Origin of the sequence: Caballeronia sp. INML3B (assembly GCF_023631305.1) — a bacterium.
GTDB classification, from domain to species: domain Bacteria; phylum Pseudomonadota; class Gammaproteobacteria; order Burkholderiales; family Burkholderiaceae; genus Caballeronia; species Caballeronia turbans.
The window spans coordinates 572,304-597,318 of sequence record NZ_JALQDI010000040.1 but is presented as its reverse complement, the minus strand read 5'-3'; the positions used below and the strand labels follow the sequence as shown (position 1 = coordinate 597,318).

At 63.8% G+C, this 25,015-nt stretch carries 25 protein-coding genes; 18 read left to right on the top strand and 7 right to left on the bottom strand.

The window, feature by feature from the left end:
• The first annotated feature begins 138 nt into the window (after positions 1-138).
• Positions 139-1,041, top strand: coding sequence for a flagellar brake protein (locus tag NCS58_RS18575; RefSeq protein WP_061115667.1), 903 nt, complete (start codon positions 139-141; stop codon positions 1,039-1,041).
• 29 nt (positions 1,042-1,070) lie between these two features.
• Here NCS58_RS18575 and NCS58_RS18570 read toward each other — a convergent pair whose 3' ends face one another.
• Positions 1,071-1,724, bottom strand: a complete 654-nt coding sequence (locus NCS58_RS18570) for a DsbA family protein (protein WP_250477437.1) — start codon at positions 1,722-1,724, stop codon at positions 1,071-1,073.
• Between the two features lie 128 nt (positions 1,725-1,852).
• Positions 1,853-3,193 (bottom strand): FAD-binding oxidoreductase, encoded by a 1,341-nt coding sequence (locus tag NCS58_RS18565; protein ID WP_250538851.1) that lies wholly within the window; start codon positions 3,191-3,193, stop codon positions 1,853-1,855.
• A 346-nt stretch (positions 3,194-3,539) separates the two neighbouring features.
• Between NCS58_RS18565 and NCS58_RS18560 the strand changes: the two genes are divergently transcribed.
• Positions 3,540-3,971 carry an OsmC family protein gene (locus NCS58_RS18560; RefSeq protein WP_061116053.1) on the top strand — a complete coding sequence of 144 codons (432 nt, stop codon included), beginning with the start codon at positions 3,540-3,542 and terminating at the stop codon, positions 3,969-3,971.
• A 45-nt stretch (positions 3,972-4,016) separates the two neighbouring features.
• Here the strand turns inward: NCS58_RS18560 and NCS58_RS18555 are convergent, their stop codons facing one another.
• Complete coding sequence (locus tag NCS58_RS18555) at positions 4,017-4,955, bottom strand: LysR family transcriptional regulator (protein ID WP_061115670.1); 939 nt, start codon at positions 4,953-4,955, stop codon at positions 4,017-4,019.
• Between the two features lie 132 nt (positions 4,956-5,087).
• On the opposite strand from NCS58_RS18555, the gene NCS58_RS18550 reads away from it, so the two are divergent.
• The 10 genes from NCS58_RS18550 to NCS58_RS18505 all read left to right on the top strand — a co-directional run bounded on the left by NCS58_RS18550 (position 5,088) and on the right by NCS58_RS18505 (position 12,972).
• The gene (locus tag NCS58_RS18550) at positions 5,088-5,933 is read left to right on the top strand and encodes a fumarylacetoacetate hydrolase family protein (protein WP_250538849.1); all 846 of its coding nucleotides are present in this window, start codon (positions 5,088-5,090) and stop codon (positions 5,931-5,933) included.
• Positions 5,930-6,673 (top strand): SDR family NAD(P)-dependent oxidoreductase, encoded by a 744-nt coding sequence (locus NCS58_RS18545; protein WP_061115672.1) that lies wholly within the window; start codon positions 5,930-5,932, stop codon positions 6,671-6,673. The genes NCS58_RS18550 and NCS58_RS18545 overlap by 4 nt, the downstream gene beginning before the upstream one ends.
• Positions 6,674-7,192: 519 nt before the next feature.
• Positions 7,193-8,287, top strand: coding sequence for a calcium:proton antiporter (locus tag NCS58_RS18540; RefSeq protein WP_061115673.1), 1,095 nt, complete (start codon positions 7,193-7,195; stop codon positions 8,285-8,287).
• A 103-nt stretch (positions 8,288-8,390) separates the two neighbouring features.
• Entirely contained in the window at positions 8,391-9,179 is a 789-nt protein-coding gene (locus NCS58_RS18535; protein WP_061115674.1) for an ABC transporter substrate-binding protein, read from the top strand.
• 74 nt (positions 9,180-9,253) lie between these two features.
• Entirely contained in the window at positions 9,254-10,375 is a 1,122-nt protein-coding gene (locus NCS58_RS18530; RefSeq protein WP_061115675.1) for a succinylglutamate desuccinylase/aspartoacylase family protein, read from the top strand.
• 59 nt (positions 10,376-10,434) lie between these two features.
• Positions 10,435-10,896: an RbsD/FucU family protein gene (locus tag NCS58_RS18525; RefSeq protein WP_061115676.1), complete on the top strand. Its 462-nt coding sequence runs from the start codon at positions 10,435-10,437 to the stop codon at positions 10,894-10,896.
• A gap of 114 nt (positions 10,897-11,010) precedes the next feature.
• On the top strand, positions 11,011-11,160 hold the full coding sequence (locus NCS58_RS18520; protein WP_160147434.1) for a hypothetical protein: 150 nt from the start codon (positions 11,011-11,013) through the stop codon (positions 11,158-11,160).
• A gap of 140 nt (positions 11,161-11,300) precedes the next feature.
• A complete protein-coding gene (locus tag NCS58_RS18515) occupies positions 11,301-11,624 on the top strand; it encodes a helix-turn-helix transcriptional regulator (protein WP_250477435.1) in 324 nt (107 codons plus the stop codon).
• Positions 11,617-12,054, top strand: coding sequence for an SRPBCC family protein (locus NCS58_RS18510; protein WP_061115677.1), 438 nt, complete (start codon positions 11,617-11,619; stop codon positions 12,052-12,054). Before NCS58_RS18515 ends, NCS58_RS18510 begins: the two co-directional genes overlap by 8 nt.
• A gap of 195 nt (positions 12,055-12,249) precedes the next feature.
• Positions 12,250-12,972, top strand: a complete 723-nt coding sequence (locus NCS58_RS18505; protein ID WP_250477434.1) for a hypothetical protein — start codon at positions 12,250-12,252, stop codon at positions 12,970-12,972.
• Positions 12,973-13,056: 84 nt separating this feature from the next.
• Here NCS58_RS18505 and NCS58_RS18500 read toward each other — a convergent pair whose 3' ends face one another.
• The 3 genes from NCS58_RS18500 to NCS58_RS18490 all read right to left on the bottom strand — a co-directional run bounded on the left by NCS58_RS18500 (position 13,057) and on the right by NCS58_RS18490 (position 17,367).
• Positions 13,057-14,463, bottom strand: coding sequence for an NCS2 family permease (locus NCS58_RS18500; RefSeq protein WP_061115679.1), 1,407 nt, complete (start codon positions 14,461-14,463; stop codon positions 13,057-13,059).
• A 333-nt stretch (positions 14,464-14,796) separates the two neighbouring features.
• A complete protein-coding gene (gene ggt, locus NCS58_RS18495) occupies positions 14,797-16,464 on the bottom strand; it encodes a gamma-glutamyltransferase (RefSeq protein WP_409219296.1) in 1,668 nt (555 codons plus the stop codon).
• A gap of 141 nt (positions 16,465-16,605) precedes the next feature.
• On the bottom strand, positions 16,606-17,367 hold the full coding sequence (locus NCS58_RS18490; protein ID WP_061115681.1) for an SDR family NAD(P)-dependent oxidoreductase: 762 nt from the start codon (positions 17,365-17,367) through the stop codon (positions 16,606-16,608).
• A gap of 206 nt (positions 17,368-17,573) precedes the next feature.
• Here NCS58_RS18490 and NCS58_RS18485 point away from each other — a divergent pair, with 206 nt between their 5' ends.
• The gene (locus NCS58_RS18485; protein WP_061115682.1) at positions 17,574-18,041 is read left to right on the top strand and encodes a VOC family protein; all 468 of its coding nucleotides are present in this window, start codon (positions 17,574-17,576) and stop codon (positions 18,039-18,041) included.
• A 15-nt stretch (positions 18,042-18,056) separates the two neighbouring features.
• Here NCS58_RS18485 and NCS58_RS18480 read toward each other — a convergent pair whose 3' ends face one another.
• Positions 18,057-19,067, bottom strand: a complete 1,011-nt coding sequence (locus tag NCS58_RS18480) for a LysR substrate-binding domain-containing protein (RefSeq protein WP_250490466.1) — start codon at positions 19,065-19,067, stop codon at positions 18,057-18,059.
• 438 nt (positions 19,068-19,505) lie between these two features.
• Here NCS58_RS18480 and NCS58_RS18475 point away from each other — a divergent pair, with 438 nt between their 5' ends.
• From NCS58_RS18475 to oppF, 5 genes are read left to right on the top strand one after another with little or no spacing between them, the layout of a single operon-like run.
• Complete coding sequence (locus tag NCS58_RS18475) at positions 19,506-21,143, top strand: peptide ABC transporter substrate-binding protein (RefSeq protein WP_250538848.1); 1,638 nt, start codon at positions 19,506-19,508, stop codon at positions 21,141-21,143.
• A gap of 39 nt (positions 21,144-21,182) precedes the next feature.
• Positions 21,183-22,103 carry an oligopeptide ABC transporter permease OppB gene (oppB, locus tag NCS58_RS18470; protein WP_061115683.1) on the top strand — a complete coding sequence of 307 codons (921 nt, stop codon included), beginning with the start codon at positions 21,183-21,185 and terminating at the stop codon, positions 22,101-22,103.
• 11 nt (positions 22,104-22,114) lie between these two features.
• The gene (locus NCS58_RS18465) at positions 22,115-23,005 is read left to right on the top strand and encodes an ABC transporter permease subunit (RefSeq protein ID WP_061115684.1); all 891 of its coding nucleotides are present in this window, start codon (positions 22,115-22,117) and stop codon (positions 23,003-23,005) included.
• 3 nt (positions 23,006-23,008) lie between these two features.
• Positions 23,009-23,995, top strand: coding sequence for an ABC transporter ATP-binding protein (locus tag NCS58_RS18460; protein WP_250477432.1), 987 nt, complete (start codon positions 23,009-23,011; stop codon positions 23,993-23,995).
• A complete protein-coding gene (gene oppF / locus NCS58_RS18455; RefSeq protein ID WP_061115686.1) occupies positions 23,988-24,971 on the top strand; it encodes a murein tripeptide/oligopeptide ABC transporter ATP binding protein OppF in 984 nt (327 codons plus the stop codon). The genes NCS58_RS18460 and oppF overlap by 8 nt, the downstream gene beginning before the upstream one ends.
• Positions 24,972-25,015 lie beyond the last annotated feature (44 nt).

Here is a 25,015-nt window from a genome sequence, read left to right as displayed (position 1 = left end):
CGGCGGCCGCCGCTAACCGGTAGGAAGTCCATTTGGCGATAAAAACCTAAGTGCGCCAACGTAAAATTTGCCAGGCGGCACTTGACGGCAAACTCGGCAAGCACGACGATTGCGAAAAACTTAAGAATCGTCCGAAAGATGACCGCCGAAACCGCCGTGGACGCGCGCCAGTCGCTGGTGCGCCTTGAAGCTTCCGAGATTCCGCTCAACGCCTGCCTCGAATGGCCGATCGTCGCCGCCGATGGCGCCCTGCTCTTCGATGCGGGCGCCACCGTGCCCGACACTCACTCGCTCGAATTCATGTTCCGCCATTTCGAGCCGCACCGCGCGCTCCGGGAGCCGGCACCGAGCGTGGCTGAAGACGACGCCGTCAAGGACGGACCGCTGACGCTCGAAGACATCGGTCTCACCATCGGCGCGCGGGTCGGGTTGCGCGGCACCGGCGGTACGGGCTCCGCAATGTACGCGAGCCGGGTGATCGGATTCTCGACGCCGCGTCGCAATGGAGAGCGCTCGCTATTCGTGACGCAACCGTTGATGGCCGGGTTCGATCCGCTCGATTTGACGCTCGGCGAGCAAGTCGATCTGGTCGCGCTCACGGGGCGGGGCGTGTTCCGCTTCGCCTGTACCGTCGATGCCACCTGTCGCGAGCCGTTCAACTACGCGGTGCTGTCCGCGCCGGGCGCGATCCGCAGATTGCGCACGCGCAAATTCGCGCGCATGCCGACGCGGCTTGCCGCGCACTTTGTGGCCGATGGTGAGCCGCAGACTGCGCGGCAACTGGGCCGTGTCAGCGACATCAGCCCTTACGGGATGTCCTTGACCGTCGCCAATCCCGCCGCGCAAGTGGGCGGTCGTCTGCACCTCGCGTTTCAGTTCAAGACCGATGGAGTCGACGTGAAGATCGACACCATCGCGATCGTGCGTCATGTGGGCTCGACCGATCCCGTCGACGGCAGTGCGGCCTACGGGCTCGAGTTCGAATCGCTCGAACCGGCGCAGCGCATCGCGTTGAAATCGTTCATGGCCGAGCACAGCTAGGCTCGCGCGCGACCGACCGCGAAGGCGGTTCAGACCCCCGGAAAGCCGTCCGGAAAGAGCCGCTCGACGGCCGCCTCGAAATGCTGGATCGGCGCGGCGCCGCGCAGCGCGATCGGCGGCGGCGGTTCCTGGCCGGGCGCGGCCTCTCGCGAGAGCACCGCGAACGGCACGCCGCTCACGCCCAGCTTCTTCGCGAACTCTTCATCTTCGATCACGAGATCGGTGTACGTGCCGTCATCGAGCGCTTCTTCGAGCATCTCCGGATCGACACCGCAGGTTGCCGCGATGTCGAGCAGCGAGTCCGTGTCGCCAATATCGATGCCTTCCTCGAAATACGCCTTGAAGATCGCCCGATGCACGAGATCGAAGCGGCCGGATTCACGCGCGAACATGGCCGTCTCGAAGGCCTTGCGGCTGCGCGGCGTGACCGGCGGCAAGCGCATCGTCACGCCGCGTTCTTCCGCGAGCGGACGGACCGAGTTTTCCCAGGACTCGACGATCTTCTCGTCGTTCGGATCGACCAGCGGCGCGGGCTCGGGGCGCAACTCGAACGCGTGCCAGCGGATCTCGACCGCATCGCCGTAGGCATTGCGGAACTGATCGAGCACGGGCGTCTCGAGATAGCAGAACGGACACACGAAGTCCGACCAGACGTCGATGTAAAGGACAGACGTGGATGCCATGTAAGCCTCAAAAACGAACGGCGCGTGTGCGCCGTTTAACTGAACCGGGCGAACGCCACGAGACGGCGGCGTCCGCAAAACCGGTATGTTAGCGCGTGCCGACCGCAGGCGCGCGCATGCCCGATGTATCAGAAGCCGCCGTCCATCTCGATCTTGCTGCCATCGAAGAATCGTGACAGGCGAAACGCGCGCGGATCGACGAGCGGTGCGTCGTTGGCGACGAGGTCCGCCATCAGCCTGCCCGCAGCCGGCCCGATGCCGAAGCCGTGCCCCGAGAAGCCCGTCGCGATGAAGAGCCCGCGCTTTTCGTCGACGGCGGAGATGACCGGCACGGCATCCGGCGTCACGTCGATGTATCCGGCCCACGCCTGTTCGATGCGCAGTCCGGCAAGCGCCGGAAAGAGCGCGCGGAACTCCGTGAACGCGGCCTTGTTGAAGGCCTCGACGGGCGCGGGATCGAGTGTGCGCGAGGTCTCGAAGACGGTCGGCCGATCGAGCGGCCAGCGGCGCGGCCGGCGCAATTCCTCGAAGAACCGCGCATTCAGTGCGAGCTTGGTCGAGCCGAACTGGCTTTTCAGCGCAGGCAGGAACTTCGTGAACAGGCGAAAACTGTCCGGCGTGATGTCGTGATAGCTATGAAACGCGTTGGCGATCGTGTAGCCGCCGTCGAGACGCTTGCGGTATCCCATCTCCTGATTGCATGCGCTCACGTCGGGGCCATTCTCCAGCGGCGACGTGCGCATCACCGATGAGCGCACCATGAGTTGCGGCACATCCACGCCGATGCTGCCGGCGAAATATCGCGTCCATGCGCCGCCCGCGACGACCACGCTCCCGCACGCGATGCGTCCGTACTCAGTGACGACGCCGCTGATCGCGCCGCCGTTCGTCTCGATGCCGCGCACCGCGCAGGGCGTCAGCACTTTCACGCCGCGTTCGCGCAATGCGACGGCCATCGCAGGCACGGCGCGTTGCGGCTCGGCGCGGCCATCGCTCGGGGTGTAGATGCCGCCCGCGAAGCGCCGCGCGGCGCCCGACATCAACGTGCCGGTCTCATCCGGCGAAACGATGCGCGAATCGAGCGCGTCGCGGCCGACGAGCGCCACGGCGCGCGCGAGCCATGCTTCGTGATCGGCGAGCGCTTTCGCATCGTCGGCGGCGTAGAGGATGCCGCATTGGCGAAACCCTGTGTCGATGCCGAGTTCGGCATCGATGTGTCGCCAGAGCTTGAGGCTTTCCAGACTCAGCTCGAGCTCGCGCAAGTCGCGGTGCGTCGCGCGGCACCAGCCCCAGTTGCGGCTCGACTGCTCGCCGGCGATGTACCCCTTTTCACATACGGCGACAGACAGGCCTTTCTCGATTAGCGCACGCGCGGTGCTGATGCCGATGACGCCGCCGCCTACGATGACGACATCGACGTGACTGGGAAGCGTGCGATCTTCGGGGATGCGTTCGGTGGGTGGACCCATGTGAGGTGGTGTTCGTTATCGTGTGGTTGCGGCGTGTCGATCCGCGGGTCAGAGGATGCTAAGTGAAGCAAGCGCTTTTGACCATACGAATGAAATCGACCAGCGGCAGCCGGACCCCGAGAATCCTCGCTGCACAAGGCAAAGCGGGCGGCATAGTCCGAACGCCATAGGCCGGTGCGCAAGCTCTCTGCGCCCGCTGGCGCGATCCGCTACGATGCAAGCGACGCGCTCGGAGCGTGCCGGTCCGGGCACGGCGCATGCGAATTACCAAGACGTGCATTACGCGTGCGCCGACATCGCGCGGCGCCGTTCATCGCAGTTCCACTTCATCTTCTGGAGAACTCTCGTGCAAAAGACAGCATCGGCAAAATGGAGCGGCGGCATCAAGGACGGCAAGGGTTTCATCTCGACGCAAACCGGCGTGCTCAACGAAGCGCCGTACGGCTTCAAATCGCGCTTCGAGGAAGGTCCGGGCACGAATCCGGAAGAACTGATCGGCGCGGCGCATGCGGGCTGCTTCACGATGGCGCTTTCGCTGCAACTGGAGATGGCCGGCATGAAGGCCGAGAGCCTCGAAACGAAATCGACGGTCACGCTGGAAAAAGACGGCGAAGGCTTCACGATCACCGCCTGCCAGCTCGATCTGAAGGCGAAGATTCCCGGCGCGGATAAAGCCGCCTTCGACAAGGCCGCGCAGGCCGCGAAAGAAGGCTGTCCGGTGTCGAAGCTCTTCGCGGGTAACGCGAAGATCACGCTGAACGCGGAACTCGTGTCGTAATCGGGCGGGCAGTCGGACAGAAATGCAAAGGCGCGGACGGGCACATCACCCGTCCGCGTTTTTTACGCGCGTCAGTTCTTCGATGACGAGGCGCGCGGGCGCCGGCAGCGTCGCGCCTTTCCTCGTCACGACGCCATACGGCTCCGTGCGCGATCGCACGGCGATTGCGAGCCGCCTTGCAAGTCCGTGATCGGCGAGAAAGCTCGCCATATCGAGCGGCATCATCGCGACGAGCGTGGGGTCGCGTTGCAGCAACAGGACGGTGGTGATGGTCGATGCCGTCTCGATCGGATGCAACGGCAGCGGCAGGCCCGCTTCCTTGAACTCGCGCTCGCAGAGGCTGCGGATCGGCATGATGGCCGGATAGACGATCCATCGGCTGGACGCCAGTTCGCTCAGTTCGACTCGCGGCGCATCGACGAGCGCATGCGCGACGCCCGCGACGATCGCGAGCGGCTCATCTCGCAATTCGACGTAGTGATATTGATCCGGCTGGCGCGCGACGCTCGCCCGGCAGATCGCGACATCCAGTCTGCCCTGATCGAGCAGGGCCAGAAGCCGGGCGCTCGTGTCTTCGACCACTTCGACGGTAAGCAGAGGCTGACGCTCGCGCAGGCGCGCGAGCGCATCGACGAGCACGCCCGAGACCGCACCCGTGATCGCGCCGATCGCGAGCCGCCCGCCCGTGCCTTGCAGAATCCCCGCCATTTCCTCGCGCAGGTGCGCAACGTCCATGTGAATCAGCCGCGCATAGCGGATCACGCAGCGACCGAGTTCGTTGGGCTGGATGCCTTGCGGCGAACGCGTAAAGAGCGTTGCGCCCAGCGTGGCTTCGATTTCGCGCAGCGACTTCGTGGCGCCTGGCTGCGTGAGCGCCATTTCGTCGGCGGCGCGATGAAGCGATCCATGATCGTCGAGGGCGATCAGGAGGCGCAGTTGCTTGAGCCGCAGGCGCGCGGCGATGGAATCGGCATTCGGCAGCATGGCTGAGAGCGGCTAGGGGACTACGAGAAGATAACTGAAAGTTATCACCCAGGCAGCAGCTTTCATTATCCAGGCGTGAGCCGCTTCTCTACATTGTGGGCTTCTGTCCAACCGTCAAGGAAACACCGACTCATGAAGCTGCTTAGATACGGCGCGCCCGGCCGGGAACAGCCCGGCATTCTCGATTCCAGCGGCGCGATCCGCGACCTGTCCGGCGTAATCGGCGATATTGCGGGCGACGCGCTGCTGCCCGAATCGCTCGCGCGCCTCGCGAAGCTCAATGTGTCGACGCTGCCGGTCGTGCCTTCGGGCGAGCGCATCGGCCCGTGCGTCGGGCGCATCGGCAAGTTCATCTGCATCGGGCTGAACTATGCCGATCATGCGGCGGAATCGAATCTGCCCGTGCCCACCGAGCCGGTCGTGTTCAACAAGTGGCTGTCGGCGGTCGTCGGCCCCAACGACGACGTGCGCATTCCGCGCGGCTCGAAGAAGACCGACTGGGAAGTGGAACTGGGCGTCGTGATTGGCAAAGGCGGCGCATACATCGAGGAAGCCGATGCGATGAGCCACGTCGCCGGTTATTGCGTGATCAACGACGTGTCCGAGCGCGAGTATCAGATCGAGCGCGGCGGCACCTGGGACAAGGGCAAGGGCTGCGACACGTTCGGCCCGATCGGGCCGTGGCTCGTCACCGCCGACGAAGTGCCCGATCCGCATAAGCTGCCGCTCTGGCTCGAAGTCGATGGCAAGCGCTATCAGAACGGCAACACCAGCACGATGATCTTCAAGGTCGGCGAAATCGTGTCCTATCTGTCGCGCTTCATGAGCCTGCAACCGGGCGATGTCATCTCGACGGGCACGCCGCCGGGCGTCGGCATGGGACAGAAGCCCGAAGCGGTCTATCTGCGCGCCGGGCAGACCATGCGCCTTGGCATCGAAGGGCTCGGCGAACAACGGCAACGGACGGTCGACGCATGAACCAGTACGACTTCACGAATCGCGCGGCCGTGGTGACGGGCGGCGCGCAAGGCATCGGCTACGCGGTGGCGGAGCGTCTGCGAGAAGGCGGCGCACGCGTCGCGCTGTGGGACCGCGATGAAGGCGCGCTGTCCGAGGCGCGGGTCTGTCTGGGCGATGTAGAGACCATGCACGTCGATCTGACCGATCGCGATGCGGTCGCCAACGCCACTTCGCGCACGCTGGATCGCTTCGGCAAGATCGACGTCCTCGTGCACAGCGCAGGCATCGCGGGCGCGAACGCGACGGTCGCCGACTACGCGCCGGAAGAATGGTCGCGCGTGATCGACGTCGATCTGAACGCCGCGTTTCACGTCAATCAGGCAGTCGTCAGGACGATGATCGCGCGCGGCTACGGACGCATCGTCAATATCGCGTCGATTGCGGGCAAGGAGGGCAATCCGAACGCATCGGCGTACAGCGCGGCGAAAGCGGGCGTGATCGCATTGACGAAGAGTCTCGGCAAGGAAACCGCGGGCCTCGATATCGCGGTGAACGCCGTGACGCCGGCCGCCGCGCGCACGAAGATTTTCGATCAGATGAAGCAGGAGCATATCGACTACATGTTGTCGAAGATTCCGCGCGGGCGCTTCGTCGAAGTGAAGGAGATCGCGGCGATGGTTGCATTCCTGGCGTCGTCGGAAAATTCGTTCACGACGGGCGCGGTGTTCGACTTGTCCGGAGGACGCGCGACTTACTGATAGCGGATAGCGTCGCACCCGACACAAGATCGAAGGCACGTGGATTGCATAGCCGCGCCGCGCGACTTCGCTCCGGTCCACCGCGAAGTGTTCGGGCGCTTCGTGCCGCTTTTCGTCGCGTGCTTCGTGTTCTCGTAGTCAGAAGGGCGACGAACTCGTTCGCCGCCCTTTGGTTCGATCACATCTCTTTCCCGCAACGCCTCCCGCAAGGCGGCGTGACCGACGGCGAGGCGCACGGCCGCAATCGGCACCTCCGCCGGTTCGCGCGCTGTCCGGCGGGCGTGCCGGCGCGAGGAGCAAGTCTCTCGAGTTTCCCGGCATAACCGACCGTGCACACGGGCGAACGCGCCACGCCGCGTTTTCGCTATCATGCCGATGGGTCTGCGGCCCCTTGTCACGGCAGTCACTTCGCACGCCCGGCGCCCGAGCGGGTCCGATTCATTCGGCGCGATTTGCAGACCTTGCGGCCACATCGCATTGAGCCGACGATCCCATTCACCCGATCCGCCCGGAGCGCCGATGAAACTCAAGCTGGACTGGACCCTCGCCACCCCGATTCTCGCGCTCGTCGTGCTGGCCGCCGCCGCGTTCATCCACAGCACCGTGATGATCGTGCTCGCGGCGATTGCGCTCGCGTTCGCCGTGTTCGCGGCCGTGCATCACGCGGAAGTGGTGGCGCACCGCGTCGGCGAGCCGTTCGGCACGCTGGTGCTCGCCATCGCGGTCACGGTGATCGAGGTCGCGCTGATCGTCTCGGTGATGCTCTCCGGCGGCCCCGAAAAAGCCGGACTGCCCCGCGATACCGTGTTCGCCGCGATCATGATCTGCAGTGGCGCGATCGTCGGCTTGTGTCTGCTGATCGGCGGCTTGCGGCATCACGTTCAGGACTTTCAACTGCAGGGCGCGGCGGCCGCGCTCGCGATTCTCTGCGCGCTTTCCGTGCTCACGCTCGTTTTGCCGAATTTCACGAGCACGGTCGTCGGTCCTGCGCTGTCCACATCGCAACTGATTTTCGTCGGCGTGATCTCGCTCGTGCTGTATGTGACGTTCGTGTTCGTGCAGACGATCCGCCATCGCGATTACTTCCTGCCGTTCACCCCGCCCGTCGCCGCCGGCGCGCACGACGAAGACGACGCGCCGCACGCGCCCCCGCCGAGCAACGGCGAGGCGTGGCTTGCGCTCGGTTTTCTGATGTTGTCGCTCGTGTCGGTGGTCGGCCTCGCGAAGCTTCTTTCGCCGGCGGTCGAGGCGGGCGTCGCGGCGGCGGGCGCGCCCGAAGCCGTGGTCGGCATCGTGATCGCCGCGCTCGTGCTCCTGCCCGAAGGCCTGGCCGCCGTGCGCGCGGCACGCCTGAACCGGCTGCAGACGAGCCTGAATCTCGCGCTCGGCTCGGCGCTCGCGAGCATCGGCCTGACGATTCCGACGGTCGCGGTCGTGTCCATCGTCATCGGCCAGCCGATTTCGCTCGGGCTCGCGCCCAAGGAAATCGTCATGCTGGCGCTGACGCTGCTCGTGTCCGTCATCACGCTCGGCACCGGGCGCTCGACGGTCCTGCAAGGCGTCGTGCATCTCGTGATATTTGCGACTTTCCTGTTTCTTTCGGTCGTGCCTTGACCGGCGTCGTGCGGCCAATCGTGTGCTTTTGTTACCATTCACGGTTTTTCGCGCGTTCGCGCGCGATGGTTCGCCGTCTCATCGAAAGTCCAGAAGGAAAAGCATGTCATTCAAGAAGTCCGCATCATTGGCGGTGCTGGCCGCACTCGCCGCTGTGTCATTCTCGGCGCACGCCAAAGAGATCACGCAAATCCGCTTCGCCGTCGATCCCTCCTATCCCCCGTTCGAATCCAAGCAGGCCGACGGCAAACTCGCCGGTTTCGACATCGACCTCGGCAATGCGCTTTGCGCGCAGATGAAGGTCAAGTGCGTGTGGGTCGAAAACAATTTCGACGGCATGATTCCCGGCCTGAAGGCCCGCAAGTTCGACGCCGTCTTGTCCGACATGGGCATCACCGAAGAGCGCCTCAAGCAGATCGATTTCACCGAGCCGCTCTACGACACTCACGCGCAACTCGTCGCGCGCGCCGGCTCGGGCATTCTGCCGACGCCTCAATCGCTCAAGGGCAAGCGCGTGGGCGTCGAGCAGGGCACGGTGCAGGAGCGTTACGCGAAGGTGAAGTGGGAGCCGCAGGGCGTGACGGTCGTGCCGTACGGCGATCAGGAACAGGTCGAGGCGGATCTCGTCGCGGGCCGTATCGACGCAATGTTTACCGACGCCGCGCAAGCCGCCATCGGCTTTCTGAAGAAGCCGCAAGGCAAGCCGTTCGCGCTCGTCGGGCCGATCGTGGAGGATAAGGCGATCATCGGTCCGGGCACGGCCATCGGGCTGCGCAAGGGCGACGCCGATCTGAAGAACGGCCTGAACAACGCGTTCGTCGAAATCAGGAAGAACGGCACGTTCAAGCGCATCATGGCGAAGTACTTCGAGACGGATATCTCGATCCACTAATCGCCGTCCGACGCATTCGACCGCAAAGGCATCGCTCGCGATGCCTTTTCTTTTCGACGAGAGAACTTTCGCAGATGCAGATTCATCACCATCCGCTCGTCGGTGCGTCGCTGGGCACCGGGCGGGCGATCACGAGCTATCGGTTCGGTCCGCAGGACGGCGATTTGCCCAAGGTTTATATCCAGGCGTCGCTGCATGCGGACGAATTGCCCGGCATGGTCGTCGCGTGGATTCTCAAGCAGCACTTTGCCGGATTGGAAGCCGCGGGACGTCTGGGTGCGCGCGTGGTGCTCGTGCCGGTCGCGAATCCGGCGGGCCTGAATCAGCACTGGTTCGGCGCGCAGATGGGCCGCTTCGAGATGCGCTCGGGTCAGGACTTCAACCGGCGCTTTCCCGAGTTCGGCGCCGGACTCGCGTTGCAACTGAAAGACCGTCTCGCCGATGACGAAGCGCACAACGCGCGCGTGATCCGCGCGGCGCTTTCCGATGCGCTCGCGGCGCGCCGGCCCGCGACCGAACTGGAGTCGCAGCGCCTCGAACTGATGAAGCTCGCGTGCGATGCGGATCTCGTCATCGACCTTCATTGCGACTGGGAAGCCGTTGCGCATCTTTATACGACGCCTGACGCGTGGCCCGCGATCGAGCCGCTCGCGCGCTATCTCGGCAGCGAGGCGCAGTTGCTCGCGGACGTGTCGGGCGGCGAGCCGTTCGACGAGGCGTGCACGGCGGCGTGGCGCTATCTGCGCGGCGCGTTCGAAGATCGTTTCCCGATTCCGATGGCCACGCGCTCCGTCACGCTCGAACTGCGCGGCGTGCGCGACGTGTCGCACGACATGGCTGCGCGCGATGCTCAGGCCATTGTCGATTATCTGACGCATATCGGCATGATCGCGGGCGAGGCGCAGGAACCGCCGCCGCTGCGTCATCGCGCGACCCCACTCGCCGGATGCGAATACGTGCACGCGCCGGTGTCGGGCGTCATTCTGCATCGGCGGGATATCGGCGAGACGGTGCGCGCGGGCGACGTCATCGCCGACGTGCTCGACCCGCTCGATGACCGGCTCGTGCCGCTCGTCGCGCAGACCGAGGGCGTGCTGTACGCGCGGCACTGGACACGTTTCGCGACGGCGGGAATGCTGGTCGCGCGCATCGCGGGCGACGGCGCGGCGCGGCAGGGCGACTTGCTCGTGCCCTAGCGGCGCGGCGGCGCGTACCATAAATCGACTGGGCCTAACGTCATGGAGAACAAGAAAACATGCTGAAGAATATCGATCCGCTGCTCAACGCCGACATCCTGCACGCGCTTTGCGCGATGGGCCACGGCGACGAGGTCGTGATCTGCGACGCCAACTTTCCCGCCGATTCGGTCGCTCGTCAGACCGTGCTCGGCCGCGTGCTGCGGCTCGATGGCGTTGGCGCGCCGCGCGCGGTGCAGGCGGTGCTCTCGGTGCTGCCGCTCGATACCTTCGTCGATCATCCCGCCGAGCGGATGGAAGTCGTCGGCGACGCGGCCGCGCTGCCCGCCGTGCAACGCGAGGCCCAGCGCGAGATCGACGTCGCCGAAGGTCGCGCCGTGCCGTTTGCGTCGGTCGAGCGCTTCGCGTTTTACGAGCGCGCGAAGAAGGCGTATTGCGTGATCGCCACCGGCGAGACGCGCGGCTACGGCTGCTTCATTTTCAAGAAAGGCGTGCAACTCGCGCCGGACGTGCCGCAGTAAGTCTGACCGGCGACCTAGGGGATACCCTGTTGCATTTTTGTGAAATTGTTGCAATGCAGCGTAAACGGCGTATAGTTAGGGTTATTCCCTAGCTACTTACCCTGAGAGCCGCTCATGAAAACCACTGCACAACAATCCCTGCTCGTTTCGTTCGGTTCCTGGCTGCGCGCGTCGAAGGCTGCGGTGCGTCGCGAGTGGAACCGTGCGCTGCAACTGCATCTGCAAAACTGCGAGATTCTCGTCGAATCCTATCGCCGCAAGTAAGCACCGCGCGACTGCATCCCGGTCAGAGCATCGAACAACGCCCCGGAAGCGCAAGGCTTCCGGGGCGTTGTTGCATTCGGGCCGCTGCTTTATCGAACGAAGCCGCTTGACATGCAACCAAATGGTTGCATAATGCGCTCATGGATGACGATTCGGTTTTTCGCGCACTCGCGGACGCCAGCCGCAGGCAACTACTCGACAGGCTTCATCAAGCTAATGGGCAGACGCTCGGCGAACTATGCGATGGCCTTCGCATGACACGACAGGCCGTGTCGAAGCATCTGGCGATACTCGAGGCCGCGAATCTTGTGTCGACGCAGCGTCACGGCCGCGAGAAGCGTCATTTCCTCAATCCGGTGCCGATCCACGAGATCGCGCAACGCTGGATCAGCAAGTTCGAGCGTCCGCGCCTGGACGCTCTGTCCGACCTCAAACGCACGCTTGAAGGAGACGATCATGAGTAGCGACACCTTTGTATATGTGACCTACATCCGCACGACGCCCGATAAATTATGGGAAGCATTGACGACGCCGGAACATATAAAACGTTATTGGTTCGGCATGCACCAGGAATCCGACTGGCAGGCCGGTTCGTCATGGAAGATGCTGTTCTCCGACGGGCGCGTCGCGGACGCGGGCGAAGTGCTCGAAGCCGAGCCGGGCAAACGCCTCGTGCTCAAATGGCGCAACGAGTTTCGCGAGGATCTGAAGGACGCGGGCTATTCGCGCTGCACTTACGAACTGGAGCAGCAGGGCGATGCGGTCAAACTCACCATTACGCACGTGAGCGACAGCAAACCGTTCATCGAGGCCGTGTCGGGCGGGTGGCCAAAGATTCTGTCGAATCTCAAGTCGTTGCTGGAGACGGGGCAAGTGGCGCTCGTCGACAAGTAGAAGCGCCCGAGCAACGCGTGCTGGCGGCCCGTGTCGCCAGCGCGCAGGTAATTCGAAAATTTACAGAAAGCCTGGATCGTGAGGATTCCTCTCAGAGATAATCGTACCGGTTCGCGCGAGCGGACGGTCTCGACTCCATGCCGCCGCGCCACGTGGTCGGCATGACAAAAAATCTCGAATAAGAGGGCGCACACGATGTACTTCATAAGCAAGCTGGAGAACGGCTATTTGCAACTCGTCAGAATCATCTTTCTGGTGCTCGCGACACTGGCGTTGATCGTCGCGGTCGTGGCTGGCGTGCCGGCCGCGATGAATTACAAAGCGAAGGCAGTGGCCGTACCTTCGGATATCTCAGTCAGCGCGTCGGCGTTCCATCTGGAAAACGCAGAACCAGCCGCCGATCAGCATGAAACCGACGCCGCGCCGACAGACCCGGCGGAAAAGGAAAGAGCCGCGCTCGTCGACGGCGTGCATACCGTCCTGCTCAAGCATGGAAAGCGTCTCGTGGGGACCGGATTCGCCTTGGAGAAGAGCGACCTGCAAGGACTCGTCGGTTCATGGATGGACAATCCCGATCGCGGCGCAAACTTCGGGAAAGCGGAAACGAAGTATCTGGACGACGTGCTGTCGCGGGCCGACGTGGGCAAGAAAGTCAACGGCTCGCAAGACCAATTCTTCTCGGTGGTCAGTTCGGCCATCACGCAGTTCAGTTCCGAGTGGGAGACGCAACACGCCGCCATCGCGTTGAAAAAGACCGCGGCGGAGGAAGAGGCTTCCGAAAAGCGTATTTCGGCGCTTCAGTCGCTCAGCGTAGTCGCCGGTGCGACAGCCCTGTTCATTACGCTGGTGCTTTCGCTGATCATGTTCCGTGTCGATCGCAGCATTCGCAAGATGGCCGGCACGCGCGTCGCTGGCTGACGGGCCCGCGGGCTTCAGAGAAAAAACGGCGCGCTGTCCTTTCGGACAGCGCGCCGTTTGCGTTTCAAACGATGCAGCCAGCGTTCAGATCGCCCAGCCGCCGAGATAGAACACCGCGAGCACGACCGCAATCGCCACGGTGCCGACATTCAGCTTGCGCCACTCACCCGCGACGATGCGCCCGATCACGAGCGTGGTGAAGCCGAGCATGATGCCCGTCACGATATTCGCCGACAGCACGATGTACACCGCGCAGACGAGGCCCGACATCGTGTCGACGGTATCCTCGAAATGCAGCTTGCTGACATTGCCGAGCATCAACAGACCGACGTACATGAGCGCGGGCGCCGTCGCATAGGAGGGCACGAGCGCGGCGAGCGGCGAGAGGAACATCACCACGAGGAACAACACGCCGACGACCGTGGCCGCGAGGCCCGTCTTCGCGCCTGCCGCGACGCCCACCGACGATTCGATGTATGCCGCCGCCGGCGCGCCGCCGAAGCACGCGGAGAAGATCGAGCTGAGCGAATCGGCGGTCAGCGCGCGGCCGCCGTTGACGATGCGACCGTTCTTGTCGATCTGGCCCGCCTGGCCGGCCACGGCGCGGATCGTGCCGGTCGCGTCGAACACGGCGGTCATCACGAGCGCCAGCACGCTCGGAAGCACGGCCATCGACAATGCACCCTTGATGTCCATCGCGCCGATCAGCGAGGCATGGCCCGGCGCCGACAGCGACGGCAGCGCGAAGATGCCGTGAAAGCGCACGGACGGATCGAAGATCAGGCCGATTGCCGACAGACCGACCACGACGAGCAGGATGCCGCCCGGCACGCGCCGGCGCTCCAGACCGAAGATCGCGGCGAGACCGGCGACCGACATCAGCACCGGAAACGCCGTGATATGCCCGAGCGAAACCGGCATGCCGGGCGCGGGATTCTTGATGATCAGGCCGACATCGTTCGACGCGATCAGCAGCAGAAACAGGCCAATGCCGATGCCCGTGCCGTGCGCGACGCCCGTCGGCAGATTGCGCAGGATCCACGAGCGCACGCCGGTGACGGAGATCGCCGTGAACACGACGCCCATCAGGAACACCGCGCCGAGCGCGATCGCCGGCGGGAGTCCCTTGCCGAGCACGAGGCCGAAGGCCGTGAACGCGGTCAGCGAGATCGCGCAGCCGATGGCGATCGGCAGGCGCGCCCAGACGCCCATCAGGAGCGAGCCGAATGCGGTGGTGAGACACACGGCGACGAACACCGCGCTCGTGTCGAAACCCGCCTTGCCGAGCATGCCCGGCACGACGAACACGGAGTAGACCATCGCGAGGAACGTCGTGACGCCCGCCACGACCTCACGCTTTTCCGTGCTGCCGGTTTGCGAAATGCCGAAGTAGCGATCGAGAAATCCGCCGCTCGCGGCCTGCTCGCTTTCGTCTCGTTCCGTGGAGGTGATATCGATGTCGCCAAGCTGCTGGGCGGGGGATTCCATCATGAGCTGCTCCTTTATCAGCACGCTGAAACGGCAACCGTGCGCCGCGCTCGTGGCGGGGCGGGCACTGCGGGGCCATCGTCAGGGTCGTCTCGTATGTAGTTCTGGATGATGCCGAGTGACGTGCGCTTGCGGCTGCACTCGGTCAGGACAGAGACTAGGGGAACAGAACGCGGGGTCCAATCCCATGAAAAACATGCCGGTCATGCCGAGGGGCTTATATGCCCGGAATCGCTCGCGGGGCGGGGCTTTGGCAAGACCGGCACGACGCCGGACTAGGGCAAACGCTAGTCCGGCGCGGTCCGCTATTTTACTTGCTCGCCGTTGTGCGGCGCATTACTGGATGACGCGCGACACGCCGCGTCCGCGCGGGTCGGACATCGGCTCGGGCTTGTCGCCGTCTATGCGGATCGCCTGAATGTCGCCGTTGAAGCCTTGCATCGTGAACTTGTAGCCCTTCTCCTCGAGCTGCTTGATGACCTCCGGATCGAGCTGATGGAACGGCTCCTGAAAGATCGTGTTCGGCGGCAGCAGCTGATGATGGAAGCGCGTCGCGCCCACGGCTTCGGCGAGCGGCATGTTGAAGTCGTAGACGTTGGTGATGACCTGGAAGATCGACGTGAAGATGCGCGATCCACCCGGCGTGCCGATCACCATCGCGACCTTGTCGTCCTTCGTGAGGATGGTCGGCGTCATCGACGAAAGCGGGCGTTTCTTCGGCGCGATGGAGTTCGCATCGCTTCCGACGACACCGAACATGTTCGGCACGCCCGGCTTCGACGCGAAGTCGTCCATTTCGTCGTTGAGCACGACGCCCGTGCCTTCCGCGACCACGCCCGAGCCGAAGTAGCCGTTGATCGTGTAGGTGTTGGATACCGCGTTGCCCCACTTGTCGACCACCGAGAAGTGCGTCGTCTCCGCTTTCTCGGGCATCGACGTGCCGAGTCCCGGCTGGACGCTCTTCGTGTCCGAAGGCGTATCGGGATTCACTTCCTGCGCGCGCTTCAGGATGTAGTCGTCGTTGATGAGCTGCGCGACCGGCACCTTGTAGAAATCGGGATCGCCGAGATATTGCGCGCGGTCCGCGAAGACGCGCTTTTCGATTTCGGAGACGAGGTGAATGTACTGCGCGGAATCGAGCGGCACGTCCTGAAACTTGTCCTTGATATCGGCCTTCATCTTCAGCAACTGCACGAGGCCGACGCCGCCCGAACTCGGCGGCGGCGCGGTGATCACGCGATAGCCGTTCCAGCTCGCGGTGATCGGCTGACGCCACACGGCCTTGTAGTCCTTCAGGTCGCGCGCGGTGATGAGGCCGTGGCCTTCCATCGACCGGGCGATCAGGTTGGCGGTCTCGCCTTCGTAAAAGCCTTTCGCGCCTTTGTCGGAGATGCGCTGCAGCGTCTTCGCGAGGTCGGGCTGCTTGAACACCTGGCCCGCCTTCATGCCGCCGAAGTAGAGGTCGAAGTTGGTCTTGCCGGCGAAATCCTTCGAGGCGTCGTCGCGGCGCTTGATCAATTGATCGTCGACTTCGAAGCCGTCCTGCGCGTACCTGATGGCGGGCGCGAGCACCTGCTTCCACTTCAGCTTGCCGAAGCGCTTCTGCGCTTCCCACATGCCGTCGACCGTGCCGGGCACACCGACCGCGCGGTGCCCGTAGAGACTCATGCCCTTGATGACCTCGCCCTTGTCGTCGAGGTACATGTTGCGCGTGGCGGCAAGCGGCGCGCGCTCGCGGTAGTCGAGAAAGTACGGGCGATGATCGACGTAGAGCGTCATGAAGCCGCCGCCGCCGATATTGCCCGCCTCCGGATACGTCACGGCGAGCGTGAAGGCGATGGCGACGGCTGCATCGACCGCATTGCCGCCCTGCTTGAAGATCTGCTCGGCGGTGTCGGCGGCGTATTTGTCCGCGACGGCGACCGCCGACGCGGTCAGAACGGCCGGCTGGTTGTCGGCGGTTTTCGCATAGGCCGGCGCTGTCTCGACGAAACCCGCCGTCATGAGCGCCGACGCGACGATGGCGCCGAGCGCGAGGGACCGGATGCGCGGTTCTTTTTTCAAAAGCATCTCCTGTATTTCTCCTTTATTGCATGCGACGAAAGAGCAGACGTTTTATATACCACGAGCGCCGCGGTGCGACGATCAGGGCATCAGCTGCCCGCCGTTTACGTCGATGATCTGCCCCGTCACATAGCGCGACATCGCCTCGGACGCGAGGTAGAGGAACGCGCCGCTGCAATCGTCGGGCTCGCCGATGAAGCCCATCGGAATCGACTTGCGGAACGATTCGAGCTGCTCGGGCGTCGTGAAGCGTTCCTGGAACGGCGTCTGAATCACGCCCGGCGCCACCGCGTTCACGCGGATGCGGTCAGGCATCAGTTCCTTCGCCATGCCTTTCGTGATCGTGCTGACAAAGCCTTTCGATGCCGCATAGAGCAGCGCGCCGGGGCCGCCGCCGTTGCGCGCCGCCACCGACGTCACGTTGATGATCGACCCGCCGCCGCCCGAGCGCAGCGACGGCAGCGCCGCGCGCGTGAACGCGACCACCGAGCGTGCGTTGATGTGCATGATCTCGTCGAAGAGTTCGTCGCTCGCGGATGCGATCGGCTCGCGCTTCACGAGGCTGCCCGCATTGTTGATGAGCACGTCGATCTTGCCGAAGGTATCGACGACTTGCGCGACGGCGGCGTCGATTGCCTTCGAGTCGCGTACGTCCGCGCCGACCGTGATGGCCGTGACGCCGAGCGCGCGCACGTCCTTCGCGACTTCCTCGGCCTTGTCCTTCGAACTGTTGTAGTGCACCGCGACATTCGCGCCATACTGCGCGAACGCCCTTGCTGCCGCCGCGCCGATGCCGGTGCTCGCGCCGGTAATGAGGATCGTTTTGCCTTTCAGATCGTGCATGAGTGCTCCGTGTGGATGGGGTTTGAAGCGACTACGACAAGCAAGAGTATGAAGCGAAGCGCGAATGCGCGTTCGAGGCGAGGCCGCCGGAATTGGCCCACAGCATGCCCGAGACGCGGAGCCGGATCAAGGCCGGGCACCATCGGCGGTGCATGCGTGTCGAAGCAGACGCGGGCAGGGCGTCCGCGACATTCCAGGAGAGTGACATGGCCTCGCAAGTCGATCCGATTCCACATGACCGTCGTGGCGTGATTCCCTACATGGCGGTAGCGGGCTGCGCCAGCGCCATCGACTTCTACACGAAAGTGTTCGGCGCGACCGAAACGTTCAGGATCGAGCAGCCGGACGGACGTATCGGACATGCGGAGTTGATAATCGGCGGCAACGTCATCTACCTGTGCGACGAGTTTCCCGATCACGGGACGATCGGGCCGCTCTCGGTCGGCGGCACGCCCGTGATGCTGCATCTCTACGTGACGGACGTCGACGCGGTCGCGCAACGCGCCACCGACGAAGGCGCGACGATCCTGCGCCCGGTCGAAGACCAGTTCTACGGCGACCGCGGTGGCAAGCTGCGCGATCCGTTCGGGCACGTCTGGTGGATCGCGACTCACATCGAGGATGTCTCCGCCGGGCAGATGCGCGAGCGCGCGCGAAAACTGCTCGGCGGCTGAACGGCGCGCAGGGCGTCAGTCGGCGCTCGAAGAAACCGCGTCCGGTGTATCACTTGCGGCGTCATCGTGCGGCGCGTCGTTTTGGGGGACTCGCTTCGGGGCGTCCCCCGAGAGGACTTCCTGCGGGGCCTCGAACGAATAGTGCTCGACGACGCGCTTCACCGAATTGCGGAACGACGCGACAAGGTCCGAGCGAATTCCGCTGCTCGGATACGACAACACATATTCATACTCGATGTCGGTCTCGAACGGCCGCACGACGACACCATGCGCGCGCCAGACCTTCGCCCCGAAGGGCTCGACGATCGAAATGCCAAGGCCGCCCGCGACCATCGCATAGCGGGTGTGGGCCGTGTCGGTGAAGACCGTATAACGCGGCCGGTCCTCGGTGGATGAAATGAGCGATTGCTCGGCTTCGTAAGGCTGGCGCGAATTCGGCAACCAGCCGATCAGCTTCTCGCCGCGCAAGTCGGATGGTCGAACGATCTTCTTTTTTGCGAGCTTGTGCGTGGCGGGCATCGCGCAGGAAGCGCGCGCCTTGAGCAGCGTCTCGACCTCGATGCCCGCGACCGCCGGAAACGCGAGGCTCAGCGCGATATCGGCCTTGTGATTCTGCAGGTTCACGAGCACCTCGGGCACCTTCACCGAGTCCACCTTGATCGGCACGCCAGGGTGCCGCTCGGTGAAATCGGCGAGCACGGGCGGCAGGAGCGTCGTTGCGAGCACGGGCATGCACGCGACCGTGAGGCCATCGGACGCTTCCTCGCGGATCATGTCGGCGACCTGCTTCAGGCGCTCCAGGCCGAGAAAGTTCTCCTCGACGGATTTGTAGAAGCGCAGCCCTGCGGTCGTCGGATTCAGACGGCCGCCGATGCGCGAAAACAGGCTGAAACCGAGATCGGCTTCGAGGTCGGCAATCAGCCGGCTGATCGCGGGTTGCGTCACATGGAGTTTTTTTGCTGCACCGACACTGGTGCCGGTCATGATGAGGCTGCGAAAAGCCTCGATCTGGCGAAAACGGATCATCTTTCGGACGGCATTGAAGCGGCAGTTATACGGCGACGCAATCTTATAGGAAACAAGCACTTGCTGCCTTAAGGCCAGCTATGCAGCAAAAACCGCAAAGTGCCTCGATTCAACAAATTGAACGACTATTCGAAAAATTTAGTGACTATAAGCACATGTGAGTGGCATCTGACTTATTGATGCGAAATACTCGCCGCCAGCCTGAAGCGCGAATGAAAGCGTCCCGCAAAAGAATCGTCCGCCAGGCGCGTGATCTGTACGTGACTTCGCCGCAGCGACGCGGTGGCATCAAGAAAGCTTTTCGTTAGATTTGCCAAGTTTGCGGTCAGCTTGTTTATCCTACTTGCGATAAACACCCCTTACACGAAGGACTGCGAACGTACGCAAGGAAAACGAAAGTCAACAACCAATAGTCGAGACAAAGAAAGAGGATTCCCCATGACGTTTTTTGCTGTTCCCCACGTATCGATCCGACGCCCGAAGCTCGCCGCCGCCGCGACGCTGCTGGCCCTCTCCGCGCTGCACGCGACGGCCGCCATCGTGCCGACTGGCGTTACGCTCGCCGCGAAGCAGGAACTCGTGCGCAACAACGGCTCCGAGGTCGAAACGCTCGATCCCGCGCTGGTCGAAAGCGTGGTGGCGGCCAACGTTTCGCGTGACCTGTTCGAGAGCCTGACCGCCACCGACCCGGACGGCAAAGTTGTGCCGGGCGTCGCGGAAAAGTGGGAACAGAAGGACGCGACGACCTGGATCTTCCACTTGCGCAAGAACGCGCGCTGGTCCAATGGCGATCCCGTCACCGCAAACGATTTCGTGTACGGCTGCCAGCGCTTCGTCGATCCGAAAACGGCGTCGTCGTATGCGAGCGTGTTTGGCCCCTTCGTGCAAAACGGCGCGGATATCGTGGCGGGCAAGAAGCCGGCGAGCGCGCTCGGCGTGCGCGCCATCGACGCGAACACGATCGAAGTCAGGACTGACGGCCTCGTGCCGTTCCTGCCCGAACTGATGTCGAATCCGAACTTCGGGCCGGTTCATCGCGCGACGGTCGAAAAATTCGGCAAGGACTGGACGAAGCCAGGCAATCTCGTCAGCAACGGCGCCTTTCAGCTCAAGGACTGGCAGGTCAACAGCAAGCTCGTGCTGACGAAGAACGCGAACTACTGGGACAAGAAGAACGTCCAGTTGACGCAGGTCACCTACCTGCCGGTCGAGGACGAGAACACCGACGTCAAGCTGTTCCAGTCCGGCGAGAACGACATGACGTATCAGTTGCCGACGGGCACGTACGCGAAGTACAGCCAGCAATTTCCGAAGGACATCCGCAACTCGCTGATTCTCGGCACGCGCTACTACAGCTTCAACAATCGCGATCCGCTGCTGAAGGACGTGCGCGTGCGCAAGGCGCTCTCGATGGTCATCGACCGCGATCTGCTCGCGCAGCGCGTGACCGCCGATGGCCAGACGCCGCTGTACGGCCTGCTGCCGAAGGGCGTGAGCGGCGCGGACGTCTCGAACTACGAATGGTCGGCCTGGCCGATGGCGAAGCGCGTCGAGGAAGCGAAGAAGCTGCTGGAACAGGCGGGCGTGAAGCCGGGCACGAAGCTGCGTTTCGCGATGAACACGAGCGACTACAACAAGAAGATGGCGATCTTCGTCGCGTCGGAATGGAAGACGAAGCTCGGCCTCACGATGGACATCGAGTCGATGGAGTTCAAGGTGCTGCTGAAGAAGCGCCATGAAGGCGACTATCAGATCGCGCGCAATGGCTGGGTGGCCGACTACAACGACGCGACGACCTTCCTTACGCTCGTGCAATGCAAGTCGGAGCAGAACGATAACTTCAACTGCAACCCGAAGGCCGACGCACTCATCAAGAATGCGGCCGGAACCGCGGATCTCGCGAAGCGCGCGCAATTGCAGACTGAGGCCGCGAAGCTCGTGATGGACGACTACCCGATGCTGCCGCTGTTGCAATACGGCTTGCCGCGTCTCGTGAAGAGCTATGTCGGCGGCTACTCGCTGAAGAACCCGATGGATCACTACGGCAGCAAGGATCTCTACATCGTCAAGCACTGACATCGCTGAATTCACTGCCATAGGCGAAGGGGAACGCTCATGTGGTCCTACACGTTGCGGCGCGTGCTGCTCACGCTGCCGACGCTGCTGATCGTCGTGACGATCTGCTATCTGCTGCTGCATGCGACGCCCGGCGGACCGTTCGACGGCGAGCGCAAGGTATCCGCCGAAGTGCTTGCGAACCTGCAGGCGAAGTACCACCTCGGCGAGCCGCTGTGGAAGCAGTATCTGTTTTATCTCGACGGTCTCATGCACGGCGATCTCGGCGCGTCGTTCCGCTATGCCGACTGGAGCGTGAACGACCTCGTGCTGCGGGCGCTGCCGGTGTCGCTCACGATCGGGGGCGTGTCGATGCTCCTCGCGATCGTGATCGGCGTGGCGCTGGGCGTCGCGGCGGCGCTCTATCGCAACAGCATCGCGGACTATGCGCTCATGCTCGTCAGCAACGCGGGTAACGTGTTCCCGTCGTTCGTGCTCGGGCCGGTGCTGATCCTCGTTTTCGCGATCCTGCTGAAGTGGCTGCCCGCGGGCGGCTGGAACGACTTCCAGCTGCGCTACATGGCGCTGCCCGTCGCGCTGCTCGTGATGATCAACGTGGCGACAGTCGGCCGCGTGACGCGCGCGAGCCTGATCGAGGTGCTGAACACGAACTACATCCGCACCGCGCGCGCAAAGGGACTGCCAATGCGCACCGTCGTGCTGCGTCATGCGCTGAAGCCGACGCTGATTCCGGTCGTTTCGGTGATCGGGCCGCTCGCCATTTCGTCGATTACGGCCGCGGTCGTCACGGAATCGGTGTTCTCGCTGCCGGGCATCGGCAAGCTGATCGTGAACGGCGCGGCCAATCGCGATTACACGCTCGTGCTCGGCCTCGTCGTGCTGGTCACGGTCGTGGCGGTGGTGCTCAACCTGCTGGTCGATCTCGCGTATGCGTGGCTCGATCCTAAGATCCGTTATTGAAAGGGCGCGCGATGAAATCTGCTTCTCTTGCACCCATGCTCGAAAAGGCCGTCGCGGGCCGCAGCCCGTGGCAGGACGCGCGCGCGCGTTTCCTGCGCAACAAGGCCGCCGTCGTGAGCCTGATCCTGCTCGTTCTGGTCACGCTCGCGTGCATCGTCGGGCCGTGGCTCCTGCCGAACGAATTCGACTCCACCGACTGGAACGCGACGAGCGCGGCGCCCACGCTCGCGAACTGGCACCTCTTCGGCACCGACGACACCGGCCGCGATCTGCTCGTGCGCTGCCTGATCGGCGGCCGCGTCTCGCTGATGATCGGCGCGCTCGCCACGCTCACGTCCGTCACGCTCGGCATCGTGTGGGGCGCGATCGCGGGCTTCGTCGGCGGACGCGTCGACAACGCGATGATGCGCATCGTCGACATGATGTACGCCATCCCGTACCTGCTCATCGCGATCCTGATGGTGACGCTGCTCGGCCGCGAGTTCTATCTCGTCGTCGTCACCATCACCATTTTTTCGTGGATGGACATGGCGCGCGTCGTGCGCGGCCAGACGCTTTCGATCCGCTCGAAGGAGTATGTCGAGGCGGCGCGCGCGATCGGCGTGCCGACGCGACGCATCATCGCGCGGCATGTGGTGCCGAATCTGCTCGGCATCGTCGCGATCTACACGACCGTCACCGTGCCCGCCGTCATCCTCACGGAATCGGTGCTGTCGTTTCTCGGACTCGGCGTGCAGGAGCCGATGACGAGCTGGGGCGTGCTGATTCAGGACGGCGTCGGCGTGATGGAATCGTCGCCGTGGATCTTGCTGTTCCCGGCGGCGCTGTTGTCGATCACGCTTTACTGCATCAATTTTGTCGGCGACGGGCTGCGCGACGCACTCGATCCGAAGGACAGGTGAGCCATGCCGTTACTCGAAGTCAATGACCTGCAGGTCGAGTTCAGGACGCACGACGCCACCGTGCGCGCCGTGAACGGCGTGAACTTTTCGCTGGAAGAGGGCGAGACGCTCGGCATCGTCGGCGAATCGGGCTCGGGCAAGAGCCAGAGCGTGCTTGCCATGCTGGGCCTCATCGCATCGAACGGGCGCGCGCGCGGACAGGCGATGTATCGCGGCGAGAATCTCATCGGCATGTCGGATCGCGCGATGAACCGCATCCGCGGCAATCGCCTTTCGATGATCTTTCAGGATCCGATGAGCTCGCTCAATCCGTATCTCACGATCGAGCGGCAGATGACCGAAGTGCTGGAACTGCACAAGAACGTCACGCGCCGTGAAGCGAAGAAGCGCGCGATTGCGATGCTCGAAGCCGTGCGCATTCCGGAGGCGGCGCATCGCATCGGGCAGTATCCGCACGAGCTGTCCGGCGGCATGCGCCAGCGCGTGATGATCGCGATGGCCCTGCTGTGCGAACCCGAAGTGCTGTTCGCCGACGAGCCGACCACCGCGCTCGACGTCACCGTGCAGGCGCAGATCCTGCAATTGCTGCGCAACCTGCAACACGATTTCGGCACGTCGATCGTATTGATCACGCACGATCTCGGCGTCGTCGCCGGGTTGTGCGAAAAGGTGATGGTGATGTACGGCGGCCGCGTGATGGAGCAGTGCGATGCCGCCACGTTGTTCGCGAAGCCTTCGCATCCGTACACCATCGGCCTGTTGCGCGCGCTGCCGCGCCTCGATCACGAGGGTGGTGAGCTGACCGGCATTCCGGGCAATCCGCCGAACATGGCGCATCCGCCGGCGGGCTGTCCGTTCCACGAGCGCTGCGCCGATGCCGGCGACGAATGCGCCGTCGATGCGCCCGCGCTGAAGGCCGTCGGACCGGGCTGGCTGCGGGCCTGTCATCGTCCGGTTCATCAAGTCACGAAGGAAACGAGCCATGTCTGACGCGACGATCCTCTCCGTGCGCGACATGCGCGTGCATTTTCAGGTGAAGTCGAAAAACCGCCTGCCGTGGGCGCCGCGCCGCACGCTGAAGGCCGTCGACGGCGTGAGCTTTGATTTAAAGGCGGGCGAGACGCTCGGCGTCGTCGGGGAATCGGGCTGCGGCAAATCCACGTTGTCGCGCGCGATCCTGAACCTCATTCCCGCGACGGCCGGCGACATCGTATGGATGGGCGCCACGCTCTCGGGTGCATCGGCGCGCGAATGGCATCGCGTGCGCGGCGACGTGCAGATGATCTTCCAGGACCCGCTCGCATCGCTCGATCCGCGCATGACGATCGGACAGATCATCGCGGAGCCGCTCGTCGAGCATCGGCCTGGTATCGCAAAGCGGGACATGGACGAACGCGTGCGCGCGATGATGGCGAAGGTCGGCCTGCGCGAGCAGATGATCAACCGCTATCCGCATGAGTTTTCCGGCGGGCAGTGCCAGCGCATCGGCATCGCGCGCGCGCTGATCGTCGAGCCGAAGCTCGTCATCTGCGACGAACCCGTGTCGGCGCTCGATGTGTCGATTCAGGCGCAGATCGTGAATCTGCTCAAGTCGCTGCAAAAGGAGATGAAGCTCGCGCTCATCTTCATCGCGCACGATCTGGCCGTGGTGCGTCACATCTCCGATCGCGTGATGGTGATGTACCTCGGCCGCGTGATGGAGCTCGCGGAGAAACATGCGCTCTACGGCACGCCGCGCCATCCGTACACGCGCGCGCTGTTGTCGGCGGTGCCGGTGCCCGATCCGTCGGTCGAGCGCGCCAAGACCGTGCAGATCCTGTCGGGCGACATTCCAAGCCCGATCGATCCGCCTTCGGGCTGCGTGTTCCATACGCGCTGCCCGATGGCACAGACGCGCTGCTCGCGCGAAGTGCCGGCGCTGCGCACGTTCGGGGCGGATTCATCGGCGGCGTGCCTGTTTGCTTGAATGGCGATTCGCGCCAATCCGCGCCAATCAGAAAATCAACGATA

What these genes read in the sequence shown, in the direction of transcription:
- NCS58_RS18575 (WP_061115667.1), top strand. Translation starts at nt 139, where the DNA reads ATGACCGCCGAAACCGCCGTGGACGCGCGCCAGTCGCTGGTGCGCCTT.
- NCS58_RS18570 (WP_250477437.1), bottom strand. Translation starts at nt 1,724, where the DNA reads ATGGCATCCACGTCTGTCCTTTACATCGACGTCTGGTCGGACTTCGTG.
- NCS58_RS18565 (WP_250538851.1), bottom strand. Translation starts at nt 3,193, where the DNA reads ATGGGTCCACCCACCGAACGCATCCCCGAAGATCGCACGCTTCCCAGT.
- NCS58_RS18555 (WP_061115670.1), bottom strand. Translation starts at nt 4,955, where the DNA reads ATGCTGCCGAATGCCGATTCCATCGCCGCGCGCCTGCGGCTCAAGCAA.
- NCS58_RS18550 (WP_250538849.1), top strand. Translation starts at nt 5,088, where the DNA reads ATGAAGCTGCTTAGATACGGCGCGCCCGGCCGGGAACAGCCCGGCATT.
- NCS58_RS18545 (WP_061115672.1), top strand. Translation starts at nt 5,930, where the DNA reads ATGAACCAGTACGACTTCACGAATCGCGCGGCCGTGGTGACGGGCGGC.
- NCS58_RS18540 (WP_061115673.1), top strand. Translation starts at nt 7,193, where the DNA reads ATGAAACTCAAGCTGGACTGGACCCTCGCCACCCCGATTCTCGCGCTC.
- NCS58_RS18535 (WP_061115674.1), top strand. Translation starts at nt 8,391, where the DNA reads ATGTCATTCAAGAAGTCCGCATCATTGGCGGTGCTGGCCGCACTCGCC.
- NCS58_RS18530 (WP_061115675.1), top strand. Translation starts at nt 9,254, where the DNA reads ATGCAGATTCATCACCATCCGCTCGTCGGTGCGTCGCTGGGCACCGGG.
- NCS58_RS18525 (WP_061115676.1), top strand. Translation starts at nt 10,435, where the DNA reads ATGCTGAAGAATATCGATCCGCTGCTCAACGCCGACATCCTGCACGCG.
- NCS58_RS18520 (WP_160147434.1), top strand. Translation starts at nt 11,011, where the DNA reads ATGAAAACCACTGCACAACAATCCCTGCTCGTTTCGTTCGGTTCCTGG.
- NCS58_RS18515 (WP_250477435.1), top strand. Translation starts at nt 11,301, where the DNA reads ATGGATGACGATTCGGTTTTTCGCGCACTCGCGGACGCCAGCCGCAGG.
- NCS58_RS18510 (WP_061115677.1), top strand. Translation starts at nt 11,617, where the DNA reads ATGAGTAGCGACACCTTTGTATATGTGACCTACATCCGCACGACGCCC.
- NCS58_RS18505 (WP_250477434.1), top strand. Translation starts at nt 12,250, where the DNA reads ATGTACTTCATAAGCAAGCTGGAGAACGGCTATTTGCAACTCGTCAGA.
- NCS58_RS18500 (WP_061115679.1), bottom strand. Translation starts at nt 14,463, where the DNA reads ATGATGGAATCCCCCGCCCAGCAGCTTGGCGACATCGATATCACCTCC.
- ggt (WP_409219296.1), bottom strand. Translation starts at nt 16,464, where the DNA reads ATGACGGCGGGTTTCGTCGAGACAGCGCCGGCCTATGCGAAAACCGCC.
- NCS58_RS18490 (WP_061115681.1), bottom strand. Translation starts at nt 17,367, where the DNA reads ATGCACGATCTGAAAGGCAAAACGATCCTCATTACCGGCGCGAGCACC.
- NCS58_RS18485 (WP_061115682.1), top strand. Translation starts at nt 17,574, where the DNA reads ATGGCCTCGCAAGTCGATCCGATTCCACATGACCGTCGTGGCGTGATT.
- NCS58_RS18480 (WP_250490466.1), bottom strand. Translation starts at nt 19,067, where the DNA reads ATGATCCGTTTTCGCCAGATCGAGGCTTTTCGCAGCCTCATCATGACC.
- NCS58_RS18475 (WP_250538848.1), top strand. Translation starts at nt 19,506, where the DNA reads ATGACGTTTTTTGCTGTTCCCCACGTATCGATCCGACGCCCGAAGCTC.
- oppB (WP_061115683.1), top strand. Translation starts at nt 21,183, where the DNA reads ATGTGGTCCTACACGTTGCGGCGCGTGCTGCTCACGCTGCCGACGCTG.
- NCS58_RS18465 (WP_061115684.1), top strand. Translation starts at nt 22,115, where the DNA reads ATGAAATCTGCTTCTCTTGCACCCATGCTCGAAAAGGCCGTCGCGGGC.
- NCS58_RS18460 (WP_250477432.1), top strand. Translation starts at nt 23,009, where the DNA reads ATGCCGTTACTCGAAGTCAATGACCTGCAGGTCGAGTTCAGGACGCAC.
- oppF (WP_061115686.1), top strand. Translation starts at nt 23,988, where the DNA reads ATGTCTGACGCGACGATCCTCTCCGTGCGCGACATGCGCGTGCATTTT.